The following is an 18,455-nucleotide window of genomic DNA, read 5'->3' as shown; positions in this document are numbered from 1 at the left end:
AACCGGCGAACGAGTGGACGGACGGCGCGATGCTGACGCTGCACACGGCGGACACGCTGGTCCGGGGCGCGGGCCCGGTGGCCGGGACCCCGGTGCCGGAGGGCGCGGTGCTCGTGGAGGGCGACCGGATCGCCGCCGTGGGCCCGTACCGGGAGCTGGCCGCCGCGTACCCGCACGCGCGGGTGCGGCGTTGGCCGGGGCTGCTGGTGCCGGGGCTCGCGGTGCGCGGCGGGACGGCGCTGCTGGAGCGGGCCTACTGGCCCGACGACCCGTACGAGCTGGCCGAACTCGGCCCCGATCCGTTGACCGGGCCGGCGTTGGCGGCGCTCGCGATGACCGAGTCCCGGTGGGGCAACAGTGCGCGCCGGGTCGGGCAGAAGCTGCTGGCGCGCGGGGTCGTGGCGGTGGAGGCGCGGCTCGCGATCGGGGCGGTGCGCACGGCGGTGGGCCGCTCGGGGCTGGCGGTGCTGGAGCCGGGCACGCTGCCGGCGGCGGCCGGGCCGGCCCCGGCGGATCCGCGCGCGGCCCTGGACCCGTTGGCCGGGCTGAGCGACCCGGGGCGGCTCCCGGAGGTGTTCGCGGGTCTGCTGACCCCGGGCACCCAGGCCCGGTTCGCGGTCTTCGACGTGCCGGACGCGGCGGCGCTGTTGCGCGAGGGCGCGACCCGGTGCGTGGCCACGGTCATCGGCGGCCGGTTGCTGCACCGCCGCCGCTGACCGGACCGCCCGCGCGGGCCCGGGGTTCACGCGGGCCCGGGCGTCGGGCGGGCCCTGGGGTTCACGCGGGCCCGGGGTGCATGCGGCCCCGGGGTGCACGCGGCCCCGGGCGTCAGGCGTCGGGCGGGACGATGCGTTCGACGGCGGCCCGCACCAGCTCCTCCCGTTCCTCCTCCGTGAACAGCTCCGGCAGCGTGAGCTGTTCGACGATGAGCCAGTTCAGGGTGAGGATCAGCAGTTTCACGCCGGTGCCGTCGCCGGGGAGGCCGGATGCCTCGTGGTACGCGACGTTGGCGTCCACGTCGGCGCGGACCCGCGCGGTGAGCACCTCCCGCAGGGCCGGGCGCCGGGTCGCCTCCAGGCGCAGTTCGAGCAGGGCCAGGTAGCCAGTGCGGAACGCGGAGACCCGGCCCACGAGTTCGCGCATCAGGCGCACGTAGGTCTCGCGGTCCCGGCCCGCGACCTCCTGGCCGGCGACCGTGGCCTCGTCGGGGATCAGCCGCTCGTAGACCCGCGCGCCGGCCTGGGTGAAGAGGTCGTCGCGGCCGGTGAAGTAGTTGGAGGCGGTGCCGAGCGGCACGCCCGCCTGCGCGTCCACGGCCCGGAAGGTCAGTCCGCGCGCGCCCTCGCGGGCCAGGACCTCGATCGCCGCGTCCACGAGGGCCGCCCGCCGGGCGTCGTTCCGTCTCGCCATTGACACCACTCCATGTGTAGTACTACGGTCACACCACTACACACACAGTACTACGCATGGAGAACCGCTTGCGAAAGCTCGTCTACTACGTCGCCGTCACCCTCGACGGACGCATCGCCGGACCCGACGGGGAGTTCGACTTCTTCCCCCAGGGCGACGCGCGGCAGGCCGCGGCCTATTCGACCTGGACGAACAACCTGTACCCCGACACCCTCCCCACCGCCTTCCGCGAGGCCGTCGGCCTCGCCGACGCCCCCAACCGGCACTTCGACACCGTCCTCATGGGCCTGGGCGCCTACCGCCCCGCCCACGACCACGGCATCACCAGCCCCTACGCCCACCTGCGCCAGTACGTGGTCTCCGGCACCCTGCCCGCCGACACCGACCCGGCCGTCACCGTCGTGCCCGCCGACCCGCTCGGCCTGGTCCGCAAGCTCAAGGCGGAGGACGGCGAACTCGACATCTGGCTGTGCGGCGGCGGGAAACTCGCCGGCGCCCTGCTGCCCGAGATCGACGAACTCGTGGTCAAGAGCTACCCCGTGCTCGCCGGCGCGGGCGTGCCGATGGTCGACGGGGCCTTCGACCCGACCGCCTTCGAGGTCGCCGAGCGCACCGCCTTCCCCAACGGCGTCACCCTCACCCGGTTCGTCCGCCGCCCCTGAGCAGGGGCGCGGCACCCGGGGCGCGGCACCCGGGGCGCGTGACCCGTGGGGTCCGCCGGGTCCGGTCAGTCCTTCACGACCGGGCCGCGGACCGTGGTGCCGTCCGCCCGGTACGGCCACGCGTTGGCCTTGCACCCCCGCAGCCCCCTCATCTGCTGCATCATCGCCGGCGCCAACTGCCCCGGGCCCGCGCACCCCAGGTGCGGACGGCTCAGGAAATGCCCCACCTCGTGGTTGACGATCAACGCCCGGTACTCCGCGATCGGCCCGTCGAACTGCGGGGACCCCTCCACCCAGCGCCTGAGGTTCACCACGACGAACCGGCCCGTGCGGCAGTTCGCCTCGCCCTTGAGGGACTCGGTGGTGATCGAGCACAACCGGTCGGCGGTGCCCGGGGTCGCGATCCGCACCACCAGGTCGGCCGCGCCCCCGCCCGCCACCATCCGGAACGCGACCCCCGGCTCGCGGACCCACCCGCGCCGGTCCCCGAGCACGGCGTCCACCGCGCGGGCCGCCTCGTTCGCGTCGATCCCCGAGCCCTTCTCCACCTCCACCCGGAAGGTCTTCGCGGTCCCCGAGCCCCGCTGGGGCCCGCCCGCGGTCGCGGCGGTGAACGTGCCCGGGCCCCGCTCCGGCACCGGGCCGGTCGAGGCGGAGGCGGAGGCGGACGGGGCGGGGGAGGAGGCCGCGGGCGAGGGCGGGGCGGACGGGGACGCGGACCCGCCCGAAGCCCCCCGGCCCCCGGTCGGCGCGCTCCCGGCCACCGGCTCGGCCGCGTCCGCGAACGGCTCGTCCTCCTTCGGCAGCGCCCACAACCCGACCAGCACGGCCACGCCCAGCACGCCCCCCACCAGCAGGGTGCGCCGCAACCGGCGCCGGCGCTCCTCGCGGCGCGCCCGCTGCCCGGCCCGCCCCAGACCCCCGTCGGGGCGCGGGGCGGGCACGGGTGCCGGGCGGCGGGAACGGTCGGACGGACGGGAACGCATCGTTTCTCCGGAGGATCGATCGGGACGGGAGCCGACGGCGGGACTCCCGCCCGCGCGCCCTTCCCCCTCACCCCGCCCGCGCACCTGCGGCCCCCCCGGCCCGCGCGGTCGGGGGAGCGTGCGTGTGTGCGATCGATCATCCCCGCCGGGGACCAGTCAACTTCGTCCCGTTCGTCCTGACAACCCCGACCTGATCCGCCCGGGTCCCGCGGCGCCCGGCCGCCGGCCGAGGTCCGGGCGGGCCTGCGAGAATGGGGGGGTCCGCCACCTCCTCTGCCTTAGGGGCCAGCCAGTGACCCGCGCCTCCCTGGACAAGCAGCCGCACGAAGTCGCCTCGATGTTCGACGGCGTCGCGGCCCACTACGACCTCACCAACGACGTGCTGTCGCTCGGTCAGGCCCGGTCCTGGCGCAAGGCGGTCGCCAAGGCGGTGGACGCCCGTCCCGGCGAGAAGGTCCTCGACCTCGCCGCCGGCACCGCGACCTCCTCGCTGCCGTTCGCCGCGACCGGCGCGTACGTGGTCCCGTGCGATTTCTCCCTCGGGATGCTCGCCGAGGGCAAGAAGCGCAACCCCTGGCTGCCGCTGACCGCCGGCGACGCCACCCGGCTGCCCTTCGCCGACGGGGTCTTCGACACCGTCACCATCTCCTTCGGGCTGCGCAACGTGCAGAACACGGACGCGGCGCTGCGCGAGCTGTACCGGGTCACCAAGCCCGGCGGCAAGGTCGTGATCTGCGAGTTCTCGCGGCCCACCTGGGCGCCGTTCCGCACCGTCTACACCGAGTACCTGATGCGGGCGCTGCCGCCGGTGGCCCGCGCGGTCTCCTCCAACCCCGACGCGTACGTGTACCTCGCCGAGTCCATCCGCGAGTGGCCCGACCAGCCGGCCCTCGCCGAGCTGCTGGCCAAGGCCGGCTGGGACCGGCCGGCCTGGCGCGACCTGACGGGCGGCGTCGTCGCCCTGCACCGCGGCTTCAAGCCCGCCGCCCCCGTGGCCGAGGCCGTCGCGGAGGACGCCGTGACCGCGCTCGTCACCGAGCCCGCGACCGCCGAGCGCACCGCCGCCGACGGCGACTAGCCCGCACGTCCGCCCGCCCGAGAGGAACCCCCGTGGCCCCCACCACCGCCCCCGTCCCGGCCACGCCCGCGGGCATCACCGACAGCGCCAGTACCGGGGCCGGGACCGTCATCGGCCCCGACCTCGACTACGCGGCCCTGCTGCGGCGGATCGAGGCGGACATAGCCCCGCTCGTCGGCAGCGGGGCGCCGGCCGATTACATACCGGCCCTGGCCTCGGTGGACCCCTGGCAGTTCGGGATGGCCATCGCCGACCTCGACGGGAACGTGCACGGGGTGGGGGACTGGCGGGTGCCGTTCTCCGCGCAGTCCGTCACGAAGGTGTTCGCGCTCGCCCTCACCCTCGCCGAGGGCGGCCCCGGCCTGTGGGAGCGGGTCGGACGGGAGCCCTCCGGCAACCCGTTCAACTCCCTCGTGCAGCTCGAATACGAGAACGGCGTCCCCCGCAATCCGTTCATCAACGCGGGCGCCCTCGTGGTCACCGACCGGCTCCAGACCCTCACCGGCGACGCCTCCAGCGAACTGCTGAAGTTCCTGCGCGAGGAGAGCCGCAACGCCGAGATGACCTTCGACGCCGAGGTCGCCGGCTCCGAGCACGACAACGGGGACCGCAACGCCGCCCTCGCCCACTTCATGGCCTCGTACGGCAACATCGACAACCCCGTGCCGACCCTGCTCGACCACTACTTCTGGCAGTGCTCCATCTCCATGGACTGCGCCGACCTCGCCCTCGCCGGCCGCTTCCTGGCCCGGCACGGACTGCGCGACGACGGCAGCCGGCTGCTCACCCGCAGCGAGGCCAAGCAGATCAACGCGGTGATGCTCACCTGCGGCACCTACGACGCGGCCGGCGAGTTCGCCTACCGGGTCGGCCTGCCCGGCAAGAGCGGGGTCGGCGGCGGGATCATGGCCGTCGTGCCCGGGCACTGCTCGATCGCGGTCTGGAGCCCCGGCCTGGACCGGCACGGCAACTCCGTCGCCGGCGTCGCCGCCCTCGACCGGTTCACCACCCTCACCGGCCTCTCCGTCTTCTGAGCCGTCCTCCGAGCGGTCCGCGCGCCCCCGACCGCCGGTCCCCGGCCGCCGGTCCCCGGCCCGCCCCTCACGACGGGCGGGGCGGGGGACCGGAGGGCACGGGGCGCGCGGGACCCCGGCTCAGGCCGCCGGCGACAGCTCCAGCGCGTAGATCACGCCCGCGCGCCCGCTCGGCGTGGTCAGCTCGCGGTCGAGGGTCATCCCGAGCCGCTCCGCGACCGCCCGCGACCGCAGGTTGCGCGCGTCCACCACCGCCACCACCCGGGCCGGGCCCGCCGCGCGGACCCGGGCCACCGCAGCCTCCGCCGCCGCCGTCGCGTACCCCTTGCCCCAGGCGTCCCGGCCCAGCCGCCAGCCGATCTCGATCTCGCCGACCGGGCCCCAGGGCCGGTCCTCGGGCCAGGGCTGCGCGCCGGTGAACCCGAGCACCTCCCCGTCCTCGTCGAGCACGGTCCACAGGCAGAAGCCGAGCGCCGCGTCGTGCATGCGCTGGCGCGCCGTCATCTCCTCGTACGCCGACAGCTCGGCGGGCCCGCCGAGGAACTCCATCACCTCCGGGTCGCCGAAGACGCGGTGCCAGGCGTGGGCGTCCTCGTGCTCGGGCACCCGCAGCCGGATGTCCGGCAGCGGGCGGCGGTCGATCGTGGGTGTGCTCATGGGCGGCCCTTCCGTCACGCTCGATGTCGCTGCATAGACTGCACGTGTCCGGTGCCGTTCGGCACCCCCGTATCGAGCCTCGGGAGTTCCCGCCGTGACCGAGCCCCTCTCCGAACACACCGCGGATGTGATCGTCGTCGGCGCCGGTCCCGCCGGCTCCACCACCGCCTACCACCTCGCCAAGGCGGGCCTGGACGTGCTCCTCCTGGAGAAGACGGCCTTCCCCCGCGAGAAGGTGTGCGGCGACGGCCTCACCCCCCGCGCCACCAAGCAGCTCGTGGCCATGGGCATCGACATCTCCGAAGAGGCCGGCTGGCTGCGCAACAAGGGCCTGCGCATCATCGGCGGCGGCCACCGGATCCAGCTCGACTGGCCCGAACTGGCCTCGTTCCCCGACTACGGCCTCGTCCGCAAGCGCGACGACTTCGACGAGACCCTCGCCCGGCAGGCCCAGAAGGCCGGCGCCCGCCTGTACGAGCGCTGCAACGTGGGCGAGCCCATCCGCGACCCGCGCACCGGACACATCACCGGCGTGCAGGCCAAGCTCGGCGAGGAGAAGACCCCCGTCACCTTCCGCGCCCCGCTCGTGGTCGCCGCCGACGGCAACTCCTCCCGGCTCTCGCTCTCCATGGGCCTGCACCGGCGCGAGGACCGGCCGATGGGCGTGGCCGTGCGCACCTACTTCCACTCCCCGCGCCACGACGACGACTACCTGGAGTCCTGGCTGGAACTGTGGGACCGGCGCGGGGCCCAGGACAAGCTGCTGCCCGGCTACGGCTGGATCTTCGGCATGGGCGACGGCACGTCCAACGTGGGCCTGGGCATCCTGAACTCCTCCAACGCCTTCCGCGAGCTGGACTGGCGCGAGGTGCTGAAGGCGTGGTGCGCGTCCATGCCGGAGGAGTGGGGCTACACCCCCGAGAACATGACGCAGCCGATCCGGGGCGCGGCCCTGCCGATGGCCTTCAACCGGCAGCCGCACTACACCAAGGGGCTGCTGCTGGTCGGGGACGCGGGCGGGCTCGTCAACCCGTTCAACGGCGAGGGCATCGCCTATGCGATGGAGTCGGGGAAGATCGCGGCCGAGGTGATCACCCAGGCCAACGCGCGGGCCACGCCGGCCCAGCGGGAGCTGGCCCTGCACAACTACCCGAAGGTGCTCAAGGAGACCTACGGCGGCTACTACTCGCTCGGCCGGGCCTTCGTGAAGCTGATCGGCAACCCGAAGGTGATGCAGATCGCGACGCAGCGGGGGCTGAGCCACCCGGTGCTGATGCGGTTCACGCTGAAGATGCTGGCGAACCTGACCGACCCCACGGGCGGCGACGCGATGGACCGCGTCATCAACGGCCTCTCGAAGGCGGCCCCCAAGGCATGACCCCCCCCGGCGCCCGCGCCGCCCCCGCCCCACCCCCACCCGCCCGCCCCGAACCCCCGGGGCGGGCGGTGGCGTGTTCGGGGGGTGGGGCGGGGGGTTTGTGGGGTGGGGGTGGGGTTCGGGCGGCTCGGGGCCCGCGGTGGGGGTTGTGGGGGGTGTCGGGGTGCGTGGGGCGGGGCGGGTGAGCGGAGCGAAGGGGGTGTTCCCGGGCGAAGGGGGGTGATTCGGGCTCGCGTTCCGTGGGGTGGCATGGCGAGGGCCCGAGGGCCGGGTGGGACGGCCTCGGGTGACGGGGTGTGAAGTCCCCTGTCCGTTTCGTCGGGTGACGGGTGGTGTGTCCCGTCGGCGCGCATTGACGGGGGACGGCGAAGGCCGGCGCTCCGCCCCCGAGCGGGGGAGCGCCGGCCTGTCACGTCCGCGGATCGCGGGGGCCCGGGGCGCCCCGCCGTCGCGAACGGGGCGTTCCGGTTCCGGTCGTTCGGGTCAGCGGACCCGGACGGCGCCGGAGGGCATGTCGTAGCTCATCGGCCGCTCGACGATGCCGGTGCTGGGGTTCTGCGCGCCGACGAACTTGCCGCCGCCGACGTACAGGGCCACGTGGTACGCGCTGCCCTTGCCGCCCCAGTACAGGATGTCGCCCGGCTGGAGGTTGCTCAGGGAGACCTCGGTGCCGTAGTTCGACTGGGCCTGCGAGGTGCGGGGCAGGGTGATGCCGGCCGCGCGGTAGGCCGCCTGCACCAGGCCGGAGCAGTCGTAGGAGGAGGGGCCCGTGCCGCCCATCACGTACGCCTTGCCGACCTGCGCGTAGGCGAAGTTGATGGCGGGGGAGAGCGAGCCGGTGTTGCTGGAGGACCCGGTGTTGGAGCCGGTGGACCCGGAGCCCGAACCCTTCGAGGGGGTGGACGAGTCGTCGGAGCCGGAGTTCGAACCGGAGCCGGAGGTGGAGGTGAGCTCGGTGCGGTCGTCGCCGCGCGAGGCGCGGGACTCCTCGGCGGCGGCCTTCTCGGCCTCCTCCTGGGCCTTCTTGTCCTCTTCGGCCTTCTCCTGCGCGGCCTGCTTGGCTTCCTTGGCCTCGGCGGCGGCGCCCGAGAGGGCCTCGTTCTGCTGCTGGGTCAGCTCACCCTGGAGCGCGGCGGCGCGGGAGTTGTCCGCGGCCGTGGTGACGGCGGAGGAGACCTCGGTGCCCAGGTCCAGGTCCAGGACGGGCATTTCGAGGGTCTCGGTGACCGGCTGGGGGGACGGGGTGGCGCTCGCCGTGCCGGCCATGGCCAGGGTGCTGAGAACGCCACCGGCTACTCCGGCGCGGACCGCGAGCTTCGAGGCGCTGCGGCGGGGCTTCCGGTGGCTGGGTATGTGAGCGGTGTGGGACATGGGTAAACCGCTATCAGGGCCCGACGGGTCACATCAAGAAACGTGTTTTGCGCCACAGTTGCCGGGGTGGGGCTTGAACCGGGCGTGTCGTGGGCCGTATTGACGCCGGGAAGGGTCTTTCGGACTGCCCGTCACATCGCTGTGATCTTGGCTTTTCGTCAATTCGTCCTATTTGATCCGGGTCTACCATCGGCGCCGACCGGTGGCCAAGCCCGCCTTTTTCGTTTCGTGATCCAGGTGACGCAGATCACACCCTCCGGTCCGTGTCCCATCGAGGGCGGGAGGGAACGGGGGGTTCCGCTTCCACGTCCGCGCGCGCCCGCCCCGTCGCGCGCCCGAACCCGGCCCGCGGTCGACTCGAAGCCGGCCCGGAGCGGACCCGGAGCCGGCCCGCGATCGTCCCTCCGGGTGTCGGGGTGATCCCCGACCGGCGCCCCTCGCGCCCCTCCCGTCCCGCGCGTCCACTCGCGTCCGCGCCCCATCCCCCTCTCGGGGGACGCGAATCCCCTTATCATGAGGGTCCCGCTCCTGCCAACTTGCGTGCAGGCCAGAATTTTTGATAGTGCATCGGGCCTCTGAGCTGGGCCGGAAGGCCCCGATGTCACCATTGGTGATCATCCGAACGCCTCGCGTACGAAGATCACGTCTCATCCGACTACATGATCGTTCGTCAGGTGGTGGAGATCACAAACTCGCTCCCGTCCCCCGTGTCGCAGATCACAGATCCACGGGCATAGGATGCGCACCAGTCCGGCTTGTGAACTGCCTCACATGTGCACGATCTTCGCGAGGTGGGACACCCGCGCCGGCACAGCGGTCCAACGGTCAAGGACGACTGGAAGGAGCGAGGAGCGTGAATGCCTACGCGCCCATCCTCGTGCTCGGCGCCCTAGGCGCAGGGTTTGCGATCTTCTCCGTGGTCATGGCCACGCTGATCGGTCCAAAACGGTACAACCGGGCGAAGCTCGAAGCGTACGAGTGCGGCATCGAGCCGACGCCGATGCCCGCGGGAGGCGGTCGCTTCCCGATCAAGTACTACCTGACGGCGATGCTCTTCATCGTCTTCGACATCGAGATCGTCTTCCTCTACCCCTGGGCCGTCACCTTCGACGCCCTGGGGATCTTCGGGCTCGTGGAGATGTTGCTCTTCGTGCTCACCGTCTTCGTCGCCTACGCGTACGTGTGGCGTCGGGGCGGCCTGGAATGGGACTGAGGGGCTGAATTTTCCATGGGACTGGAAGAGAAGCTGCCGAGCGGCTTCCTGCTGACCACCGTCGAACAGGCCGCGGGCTGGGTGCGCAAGGCGTCCGTCTTCCCGGCCACCTTCGGCCTCGCGTGCTGCGCCATCGAGATGATGACCACCGGAGCGGGCCGCTACGACCTGGCGCGCTTCGGCATGGAGGTCTTCCGCGGCTCGCCGCGCCAGGCCGACCTCATGATCGTGGCCGGCCGGGTCAGCCAGAAGATGGCGCCGGTGCTCCGCCAGGTCTACGACCAGATGCCCGCGCCGAAGTGGGTCATCTCGATGGGGGTCTGCGCCTCCTCCGGAGGCATGTTCAACAACTACGCCATCGTGCAGGGCGTCGACCACATCGTGCCCGTCGACATCTACCTGCCGGGCTGCCCGCCCCGCCCCGAGATGCTCGTGGACGCGATCCTCAAGCTCCACCAGAAGATCCAGCACGGCAAGCTCGGCGTGAACCAGGTCGAAGCCGCCCGCGAAGCGGAGGAGGCGGCCCTCAAGGCGCTCCCCACCATCGAGATGAAGGGGCTGCTCCGGTGAGCGACACCCACCACGACGCGGCCGACGACGAGGCGGTGGGGGGCGGCTCGCTGCCCGCCCCGCGCGGCGGCGCCGGCGAGGTCATCGGCGTCCGCAAGGGCATGTTCGGCGCGAACGACGGCGGCGACACCTCCGGCTACGGGGGCCTCACCCGCACCATCGCCCTGCCCGGCCCCTCCTCCCGCCCCTACGGCTCCTGGTTCGACGAGGTCGCCGACGAGCTGGAGGGCGCCCTGGAGGAGCAGGACCTGCTCCCCGAGAACGCCATCGAGAAGACGGTCGTGGACCGCGGCGAACTCACCTTCCACATCGCCCGCGAACACCTCGTGCGCGTCGCCCGCACCCTGCGCGACGACCCCGCCCTTCGGTTCGAACTGTGCACCGGCGTCTCCGGCGTCCACCTGCCCCACGACACCGGACGCGAACTGCACGCCGTCTACCACCTGCGCTCGCTCACCCACGGGCGCCTGCTGCGGCTGGAGGTGTCCGTCCCCGACACCGACCGGCACCTGCCGTCCCTCGTCGCGGTCTACCCGACCAACGACTGGCACGAGCGCGAGACCTGGGACTTCTTCGGGCTCGTCTTCGACGGCCACCCGGCGCTCACGCGGATCATGATGCCCGACGACTGGCAGGGCCACCCGCAGCGCAAGGACTACCCGCTCGGCGGGATCGCCGTCGAGTACAAGGGCGCCCAGATCCCGGCTCCCGACCAGCGGAGGTCGTACTCGTGAGCACATCCCACGCCTCGCCCCGGGAAACCACCGAGGGCACCGTCTACACCGTCACCGGCGGCGACTGGGACGAGATCGCCAAGGCCGCCGTCGCCGCCGACGACGAGCGCATCGTCGTCAACATGGGCCCCCAGCACCCGTCCACGCACGGCGTGCTCCGCCTGATCCTGGAGATCGACGGCGAGACCGTCACCGAGGCCCGCTGCGGCATCGGCTACCTCCACACCGGCATCGAGAAGAACCTCGAATTCCGGAACTGGACCCAGGGCACCACCTTCGTCACGCGCATGGACTACCTGACGCCCTTCTTCAACGAGACGGCCTACTGCCTCGGCGTCGAGAAGCTCCTCGGGATCACCGACCAGATCCCCGACCGGGCCTCCGTGATCCGCGTCCTGCTCATGGAGCTGAACCGACTCTCCTCCCACCTGGTGTGCATCGCCACCGGCGGCATGGAACTCGGCGCGACCACGATCATGATCTACGGGTTCCGCGACCGCGAACTGATCCTCGACCTCTTCGAGCTGATCACCGGCCTGCGCATGAACCACGCGTTCATCCGCCCCGGCGGCCTCGCCCAGGACCTCCCGCCCGGCGCCGTCGACCGCCTGCGCGACTTCATCGCCACCATGAAGAAGAACCTGCCGGAATACGACAAGCTCGCCACCGGCAACCCGATCTTCAAGGCCCGCATGCAGGACGTCGGCTACCTCGACCTCAGCGGCTGCATGGCGCTCGGCGCCACCGGCCCCGTGCTGCGCTCCGCCGGCCTCCCGCACGACCTGCGCAAGACCGACCCCTACTGCGGATACGAGAACTACGAGTTCGACATCCCCACCACCGAGACCTGCGACTCCTACGGCCGCTTCCTGATCCGGCTCGAAGAGATGCGCCAGTCCCTGCGGATCGTCGAACAGTGCCTGGAGCGCCTCGCCCCCGGCCCCGTCATGGTCGCCGACAAGAAGATCGCCTGGCCCGCCCAGCTGGCCCTCGGCCCCGACGGACTCGGCAACTCCCTCGACCACATCCGCAACATCATGGGCACCTCCATGGAAGCCCTGATCCACCACTTCAAGCTCGTCACCGAGGGCTTCCGGGTCCCGCCCGGCCAGGTCTACGCGGCCGTCGAGTCCCCCAAGGGCGAGCTCGGGGCGCACATCGTCTCCGACGGCGGCACCCGCCCCTACCGGGTCCACTTCCGCGACCCGTCCTTCACCAACCTCCAGGCCATGGCGGCCATGTGCGAAGGCGGCCAGGTCGCCGACGTGATCGTCGCCGTCGCCTCCATCGACCCCGTGATGGGAGGCGTCGACCGATGACCGAGATCAGCCTGGGGATGCCCGAACTCCCCGCCGCCGACTACCCCGCCGAGGTCCGCGCCCGGCTGGAGGCCGACGCCCGCGAGGTGATCGCCCGCTACCCCGGCGCCCGCTCCGCGCTGCTGCCCCTGCTGCACCTCGTGCAGTCCGAGGAAGGGCACGTCACCCGCACCGGCATCCGCTTCTGCGCCGACGTGCTCGACCTCACCACCGCCGAGGTCACCGCCGTCGCCACCTTCTACACCATGTACCGCCGCAAGCCCTCCGGCGACTACCAGGTCGGCGTCTGCACCAACACCCTGTGCGCCGTCATGGGCGGCGACGCCATCCTCGAAGAGCTCAAGGAACACCTCGGCGTCGGCAACGACGAGACCACCCCCGACGGCAAGATCACCCTCGAACACATCGAGTGCAACGCCGCCTGCGACTTCGCCCCCGTGGTGATGGTCAACTGGGAGTTCTTCGACAACCAGACCCCCCGGTCCGCCAAGGAGCTCGTCGACGACCTCCGCGCCGGCCGCCCCGTCGAACCCACCCGCGGCGCCCCCCTGTGCACCTTCAAGGAGACCGCCCGCATCCTCGCCGGCTTCCCCGACGAGCGCCCCGGCGCCGTCGAGGCGAGCGGCGGCGCCGGCCCCGCCAGCCTCATCGGCCTGCGCATCGCCCGCGGCGAGAACCCGCACCCCGCGATCGTGCACCCGCGAGCCGAACGCGACTCCGCAGAGGGAGGGGAGTGATGACCGTGTCCACTCCACAGGAACGCCCGAACCCCGACACCGCCGACACCGCGCGGACCGGCGCCGCCGGCGGACACGACAAACTCCTGTCACCCGTCCTCTCCGCCTTCTGGGACGACCCCGCCTCCTGGACCCTCGACACCTACCACCGCCACCGCGGCTACGAGGGCCTGCGCAAGGCCCTGGCCATGACCCCCGACGAGGTCATCGCCTACGTCAAGGCGTCCGGCCTGCGCGGACGCGGCGGCGCCGGCTTCCCCACCGGCATGAAGTGGCAGTTCATCCCGCAGAACGACGGCAAGCCCCACTACCTCGTCGTCAACGCCGACGAATCCGAACCCGGCACCTGCAAGGACATCCCCCTCCTCTTCGCCAACCCGCACAGCCTCATCGAGGGCATCGTGATCGCCTGCTACGCGATCCGCTCCGAACACGCCTTCATCTACCTGCGCGGCGAGGTCGTGCCCGTCCTGCGCCGCCTGCACGAGGCCGTCCGCGAGGCATACGCCGCCGGCTACCTCGGCCGCGACGTCCTCGGCACCGGACTGAACCTCGAACTCACCGTGCACGCCGGCGCCGGCGCGTACATCTGCGGCGAGGAGACCGCCCTCCTCGACTCCCTCGAAGGCCGCCGCGGCCAACCCCGACTGCGGCCCCCCTTCCCCGCCGTCGAGGGCCTCTACGCCTGCCCCACTGTCGTGAACAACGTCGAGTCCATCGCCTCTGTTCCCGCGATCCTCGACCGCGGCAAGGAATGGTTCTCCTCCCTCGGCACCGAGAAGTCCCCCGGGTTCACCCTCTACTCCCTCTCCGGCCACGTCGCCGGACCCGGACAGTACGAGGCCCCCCTCGGCATCACCCTGCGCCAACTCCTCGACATGAGCGGCGGCATGCGCCCCGGCCACCGCCTCAAGTTCTGGACCCCCGGCGGCTCCTCCACCCCCATGTTCACCGACGCCCACCTCGACGTCCCCCTCGACTACGAGGGCGTCGGCGCCGCCGGCTCCATGCTCGGCACCAAGGCCCTCCAGTGCTTCGACGAGACCACCTGCGTGGTCCGCGCCGTCACCCGCTGGACCGAGTTCTACGCCCACGAGTCCTGCGGCAAGTGCACCCCCTGCCGCGAGGGCACCTACTGGCTCGTCCAGCTCCTGCGCGACATCGAGGCCGGCAAGGGCACCATGGCCGACCTCGACAAGCTCCACGACATCGCCGACAACATCAACGGCAAGTCCTTCTGCGCGCTCGGCGACGGCGCCGCCAGCCCGATCTTCTCCTCGCTCCAGTACTTCCGCGAGGAGTACGAACAACACATCACGGGCCAGGGCTGCCCCCTCGACCCCAGCAAGTCGACCCTCTGGGCCGACACGGAGGTGAACGCATGACCGTCACCACAAGCGCGCCCTCCGGCGGCGGCGAGGCGGCCGTACCCCCCGCCGACCTCGTCACCCTCACCATCGACGGAATCGAACTCTCCGTCCCCAAGGGCACCCTCGTCATCCGGGCCGCCGAACAACTCGGCATCGAGATCCCCCGCTTCTGCGACCACCCCCTCCTCGACCCCGCCGGCGCCTGCCGCCAGTGCATCGTCGAGGTCGAGGGTCAGCGCAAGCCCATGGCCTCCTGCACCATCACCTGCACCGACGGCATGGTCGTCAAGACGCAGCTCACCTCCGCCGCCGCCGACAAGGCCCAGCGCGGGGTCATGGAACTGCTCCTGATCAACCACCCCCTCGACTGCCCGGTCTGCGACAAGGGCGGCGAATGCCCCCTCCAGAACCAGGCCCTCAGCCACGGCAACGCCGACTCCCGCTTCGAAGGCGTCAAGCGCACCTACGAGAAGCCCGTCCCCATCTCCACCCAGGTCCTCCTCGACCGCGAACGCTGCGTGCTCTGCGCCCGCTGCACCCGCTTCTCCAACCAGGTCGCCGGCGACCCCATGATCGAACTCGTCGAACGCGGCGCCCTCCAGCAGATCGGCACCGGCGAAGGCGACCCCTTCCAGTCCTACTTCTCCGGCAACACCATCCAGATCTGCCCCGTCGGCGCCCTCACCTCCGCCGCCTACCGCTTCCGCTCCCGCCCCTTCGACCTCGTCTCCTCCCCCAGTGTCTGCGAACACTGCGCCGGCGGCTGCGCCACCCGCACCGACCACCGGCGCGGCAAGGTCATGCGCCGACTCGCGCAGGAGGACCCCGAGGTCAACGAGGAGTGGATCTGCGACAAGGGCCGCTTCGGCTTCCGCTACGCCCAGCGCCCCGACCGCCTCACCACCCCGCTCGTCCGCGACCCCGAGTCGGCCGAGCTGGTCCCGGCGAGCTGGCCCGAGGCCCTGGAACGCGCCGCCCGCGGCCTCACCGCCGCCCGCGGCCGCGCCGGTGTCCTCACCGGCGGCCGGCTCACCGTCGAGGACGCCTACGCGTACGCGAAATTCGCCCGCGTCGTCCTCGACACCAACGACGTCGACTTCCGCGCCCGCCCCCACAGCGCCGAGGAAGCCGACTTCCTCGCCGCCCACGTGGCCGGCGCCGGACCCGACCTCGACGGCACCGGCGTCACCTACACCTCCCTGGAGAAGGCCCCCGCCGTCCTCCTCGTCGGCATCGAGGCCGAGGAAGAGGCCCCCGGCGTCTTCCTCCGCCTGCGCAAGGCCCACCGCAAGCACAAGCAGCGGACCTTCGCCCTCGCCCCCTTCGCCACCCGCGGCCTCACCAAGGCCGGCGGCACCCTGCTCCCCGCCGCCCCCGGCACCGAACCCGCCTGGCTCGACGCCCTCGCCGACCGCGTCGGCCTCGACGGCGCCGGACTCGAAGGGGACGGACACGAGGCCGCCGAGGCCCTGCGCGCCCCCGGCGCCGTCATCGTCGTCGGCGAACGCCTCGCCGCCGTCCCCGGCGCCCTCACCGCCGCCGTCCGCGCCGCCACCGGCACCGGGGCCCGCCTCGTCTGGATCCCCCGCCGCGCCGGCGAACGCGCCGCCATCGAGGCCGGCGCCCTGCCCGGCCTGCTGCCCGGCGCCCGACCCGCCGAGGACCCCCGCGCCCGCGAGGAGGTCGCCGCCGCCTGGGGCCTGGTCACCCTCCCCGACCGACCCGGCCGCGACACCACCCGGATCATCGAGGACGCCGCCGACGGACGCCTCGGCGCCCTCCTCGTCGCCGGCGTCGAACTCTCCGACCTCCCCGACCCCGCCCGGGCCCGCCAGGCCCTGCGCGACACCTTCACCGTCAGCCTCGAACTGCGCCCGAGCGAGATCACCGAACTCGCCGACGTGGTCCTGCCGGTCGCGGCCGTCGCCGAGAAGGACGGCACCTTCCTCACCTGGGAAGGCCGGGTCCGGCCCTTCGCCGCCGCCCTCAAGCCCGACCAGATGACCCGCCGCTCCGCCCCCGCCGACGCCCGCGTGCTGCACATGCTCGCCGACGCCGCCGACCACCCCCTGGGCCTGCCCGATGTGCACGCCGTGCGCCGCGAGTACGACCGGCTCGGACCCTGGACCGGCGCCCCCGCCCCCGAACGGCACACCGAGGCCCGGCCGCTGCCCCGACCCGGCACCGGCGAGGCCGTCCTCGCCGGCCACCGCCTCCTCCTCGACCTCGGCCTGCTCCAACAGGGCGACGAGGCCCTCGCCGGCACCCGCCACGAGGCCGAGGCCCGGCTCTCCGCCGCCACCGCCGCCGAGACCGGCGTCACCGACGGCGACCTCCTCGCCGTCACCGGCCCCACCGGCACCACCGCACTCCCGCTCCGGATCACCGAGATGCCCGACCGCGTGGTCTGGCTCCCGCTCAACTCCGTCGGACACGGCGTCCTCGCCGACACCGGGGCCCGCACCGGCACCCTCGTGCGGATCGCCCCCGCCCGCCCGGCCGCCCCCACCGGCGACACCCCCTCGGAGGTGGACGCGTGAACGCCGCACACCTGACCGTCCTCGCCGCCGAGGACCTCTCCCTCTTCGGCCGCGACCCCTGGTGGCTCGTGGTGATCAAGGCGGTGTTCTGCTTCGCCTTCCTCATGATCACCGTGCTGTTCTCCATCGTCTGGGAACGCAAGGTCGTCGCCTGGATGCAGCTGCGCATCGGCCCCAACCGGCACGGACCCTGGGGCTTCCTCCAGTCCCTCGCCGACGGCGTCAAGCTCATGCTCAAGGAAGACCTCGTCGTCAAGCGCGCCGACAAGGTCGTCTACATCCTCGCGCCCATCGTCGCCGCCGTCCCCGCCTTCATGGCCATCGCGGTCATCCCCTTCGGACCCGCCGGCAACGAGGTCTCGATCCTCGGCCACCGCACCACGATGCAGCTCACCGACCTGCCCATCGCGATGCTCTACATCCTCGCCGTGGCCTCCGTCGGCATCTACGGCATCGTGCTCGCCGGCTGGTCCTCCGGCTCGACCTACCCGCTCCTGGGCGGCCTGCGCTCCTGCGCCCAGATGATCAGCTACGAGATCGCCATGGGCGCCGCGTTCGCCTCGGTGTTCCTCTACTCCGGCTCCATGTCCACCTCGGCCATCGTGGACGCCCAGGCCGACCGCTGGTTCATCGTGCTGCTGCCGGTCTCCTTCATCATCTACGTGATCACGATGGTCGGCGAGACCAACCGCGCCCCCTTCGACATGCCCGAGTCCGAGGGCGACCTCGTCGGCGGCTTCAACACCGAGTACTCCAGCATCAAGTTCGCGATGTTCATGCTGGCCGAGTACGTCAACATGGTCACCGTCTCCGCCGTCTCCGTCACCCTCTTCCTCGGCGGCTGGCGCGCACCCGCCCCCATCAGCACCTTCTGGGAGGGCGCGAACCACGGCTGGTGGCCGATGCTCTGGTTCGTCCTCAAGGTGCAGCTCCTCCTCTTCTTCTTCATCTGGCTGCGCGGCACCCTCCCCCGGGTCCGCTACGACCAGCTGATGAAGCTCGGCTGGAAGGTGCTCATCCCGGTCTCCGTGGTCTGGCTGATGCTCGTCGCCACCGTCCGGGCCCTGCGCAACGAGAACTACGCGTTCAACGAGATCGTGCTCTGGGTCGCCGGCGCCGTCGTCGCCGTCCTCCTGATCTCCCTGGTCGCCGACGTGCTGCGCGACAAGCGAGAACGCGGCGAACGCGCCGCGACCGCCGAGAACGACACCGCCCCCTTCGACCCGATGGCCGGCGGATTCCCCGTCCCGCCCAAGCCCGGCCAGACCCTGGCCCCCGTGCCGCGCCGCCGGCCCCGCGCCGACCGCGACCGGGACCGCGAACTGATCGGCAGCGGCGGCCCGAACAACGACAGCGACCGAGAGGAGGGCGTCGACCGTGCCTGACGACAAGCGTC

16 protein-coding genes and 1 pseudogene are annotated in these 18,455 nt (G+C 72.4%); 13 read left to right on the top strand and 4 right to left on the bottom strand.

The window, feature by feature from the left end:
* The first annotated feature begins 29 nt into the window (after window positions 1-29).
* Complete coding sequence (locus ACN20G_RS09810; protein WP_424212352.1) at window positions 30-716, top strand: imidazolonepropionase-like domain-containing protein; 687 nt, start codon at window positions 30-32, stop codon at window positions 714-716.
* Between the two features lie 112 nt (window positions 717-828).
* Here the strand turns inward: ACN20G_RS09810 and ACN20G_RS09805 are convergent, their stop codons facing one another.
* Entirely contained in the window at window positions 829-1,410 is a 582-nt protein-coding gene (locus ACN20G_RS09805) for a TetR/AcrR family transcriptional regulator (protein ID WP_424212351.1), read from the bottom strand.
* A gap of 68 nt (window positions 1,411-1,478) precedes the next feature.
* On the opposite strand from ACN20G_RS09805, the gene ACN20G_RS09800 reads away from it, so the two are divergent.
* Window positions 1,479-2,072 (top strand): dihydrofolate reductase family protein, encoded by a 594-nt coding sequence (locus ACN20G_RS09800; RefSeq protein WP_424215449.1) that lies wholly within the window; start codon window positions 1,479-1,481, stop codon window positions 2,070-2,072.
* Window positions 2,073-2,137: 65 nt separating this feature from the next.
* Here the strand turns inward: ACN20G_RS09800 and ACN20G_RS09795 are convergent, their stop codons facing one another.
* Window positions 2,138-3,058: a DUF3152 domain-containing protein gene (locus ACN20G_RS09795; protein WP_424212350.1), complete on the bottom strand. Its 921-nt coding sequence runs from the start codon at window positions 3,056-3,058 to the stop codon at window positions 2,138-2,140.
* Between the two features lie 292 nt (window positions 3,059-3,350).
* Here ACN20G_RS09795 and ACN20G_RS09790 point away from each other — a divergent pair.
* A pseudogene (locus ACN20G_RS09790) lies at window positions 3,351-4,037 on the top strand (demethylmenaquinone methyltransferase); the annotation flags it as partial.
* Between the two features lie 209 nt (window positions 4,038-4,246).
* The gene (locus ACN20G_RS09785; RefSeq protein ID WP_424215448.1) at window positions 4,247-5,170 is read left to right on the top strand and encodes a glutaminase; all 924 of its coding nucleotides are present in this window, start codon (window positions 4,247-4,249) and stop codon (window positions 5,168-5,170) included.
* A 120-nt stretch (window positions 5,171-5,290) separates the two neighbouring features.
* Here the strand turns inward: ACN20G_RS09785 and ACN20G_RS09780 are convergent, their stop codons facing one another.
* Window positions 5,291-5,827 (bottom strand): GNAT family N-acetyltransferase, encoded by a 537-nt coding sequence (locus tag ACN20G_RS09780; protein WP_424212349.1) that lies wholly within the window; start codon window positions 5,825-5,827, stop codon window positions 5,291-5,293.
* 94 nt (window positions 5,828-5,921) lie between these two features.
* Between ACN20G_RS09780 and ACN20G_RS09775 the strand changes: the two genes are divergently transcribed.
* Window positions 5,922-7,205 carry a geranylgeranyl reductase family protein gene (locus tag ACN20G_RS09775; RefSeq protein WP_424212348.1) on the top strand — a complete coding sequence of 428 codons (1,284 nt, stop codon included), beginning with the start codon at window positions 5,922-5,924 and terminating at the stop codon, window positions 7,203-7,205.
* A gap of 483 nt (window positions 7,206-7,688) precedes the next feature.
* Here the strand turns inward: ACN20G_RS09775 and ACN20G_RS09770 are convergent, their stop codons facing one another.
* Complete coding sequence (locus ACN20G_RS09770) at window positions 7,689-8,576, bottom strand: C40 family peptidase (RefSeq protein ID WP_424212347.1); 888 nt, start codon at window positions 8,574-8,576, stop codon at window positions 7,689-7,691.
* 853 nt (window positions 8,577-9,429) lie between these two features.
* On the opposite strand from ACN20G_RS09770, the gene ACN20G_RS09765 reads away from it, so the two are divergent.
* Genes ACN20G_RS09765 through nuoH form a run of 8 tightly spaced genes read left to right on the top strand, consistent with a single transcriptional unit; the run spans window position 9,430 to window position 18,444 of the window.
* Window positions 9,430-9,789 (top strand): NADH-quinone oxidoreductase subunit A, encoded by a 360-nt coding sequence (locus ACN20G_RS09765; RefSeq protein WP_424212346.1) that lies wholly within the window; start codon window positions 9,430-9,432, stop codon window positions 9,787-9,789.
* Between the two features lie 15 nt (window positions 9,790-9,804).
* Window positions 9,805-10,359, top strand: a complete 555-nt coding sequence (locus tag ACN20G_RS09760; protein ID WP_424212345.1) for a NuoB/complex I 20 kDa subunit family protein — start codon at window positions 9,805-9,807, stop codon at window positions 10,357-10,359.
* Window positions 10,356-11,093: an NADH-quinone oxidoreductase subunit C gene (locus ACN20G_RS09755; RefSeq protein ID WP_424212344.1), complete on the top strand. Its 738-nt coding sequence runs from the start codon at window positions 10,356-10,358 to the stop codon at window positions 11,091-11,093. The genes ACN20G_RS09760 and ACN20G_RS09755 overlap by 4 nt, the downstream gene beginning before the upstream one ends.
* On the top strand, window positions 11,090-12,412 hold the full coding sequence (locus ACN20G_RS09750; protein ID WP_424212343.1) for an NADH-quinone oxidoreductase subunit D: 1,323 nt from the start codon (window positions 11,090-11,092) through the stop codon (window positions 12,410-12,412). Before ACN20G_RS09755 ends, ACN20G_RS09750 begins: the two co-directional genes overlap by 4 nt.
* Window positions 12,409-13,149, top strand: coding sequence for an NADH-quinone oxidoreductase subunit NuoE (gene nuoE, locus ACN20G_RS09745; RefSeq protein WP_424212342.1), 741 nt, complete (start codon window positions 12,409-12,411; stop codon window positions 13,147-13,149). The genes ACN20G_RS09750 and nuoE overlap by 4 nt, the downstream gene beginning before the upstream one ends.
* On the top strand, window positions 13,149-14,534 hold the full coding sequence (nuoF, locus tag ACN20G_RS09740; protein WP_424212341.1) for an NADH-quinone oxidoreductase subunit NuoF: 1,386 nt from the start codon (window positions 13,149-13,151) through the stop codon (window positions 14,532-14,534). Before nuoE ends, nuoF begins: the two co-directional genes overlap by 1 nt.
* Window positions 14,531-17,059, top strand: a complete 2,529-nt coding sequence (locus ACN20G_RS09735) for an NADH-quinone oxidoreductase subunit G (protein ID WP_424212340.1) — start codon at window positions 14,531-14,533, stop codon at window positions 17,057-17,059. Before nuoF ends, ACN20G_RS09735 begins: the two co-directional genes overlap by 4 nt.
* Complete coding sequence (gene nuoH, locus ACN20G_RS09730) at window positions 17,056-18,444, top strand: NADH-quinone oxidoreductase subunit NuoH (protein WP_424212339.1); 1,389 nt, start codon at window positions 17,056-17,058, stop codon at window positions 18,442-18,444. The genes ACN20G_RS09735 and nuoH overlap by 4 nt, the downstream gene beginning before the upstream one ends.
* Window positions 18,445-18,455: the final 11 nt, after the last annotated feature.

It is taken from the genome of Streptomyces dryopteridis, assembly GCF_049606955.1.
GTDB lineage: Bacteria > Actinomycetota > Actinomycetes > Streptomycetales > Streptomycetaceae > Streptomyces.
This window is presented reverse-complemented; position numbering and strand designations above follow the sequence as displayed.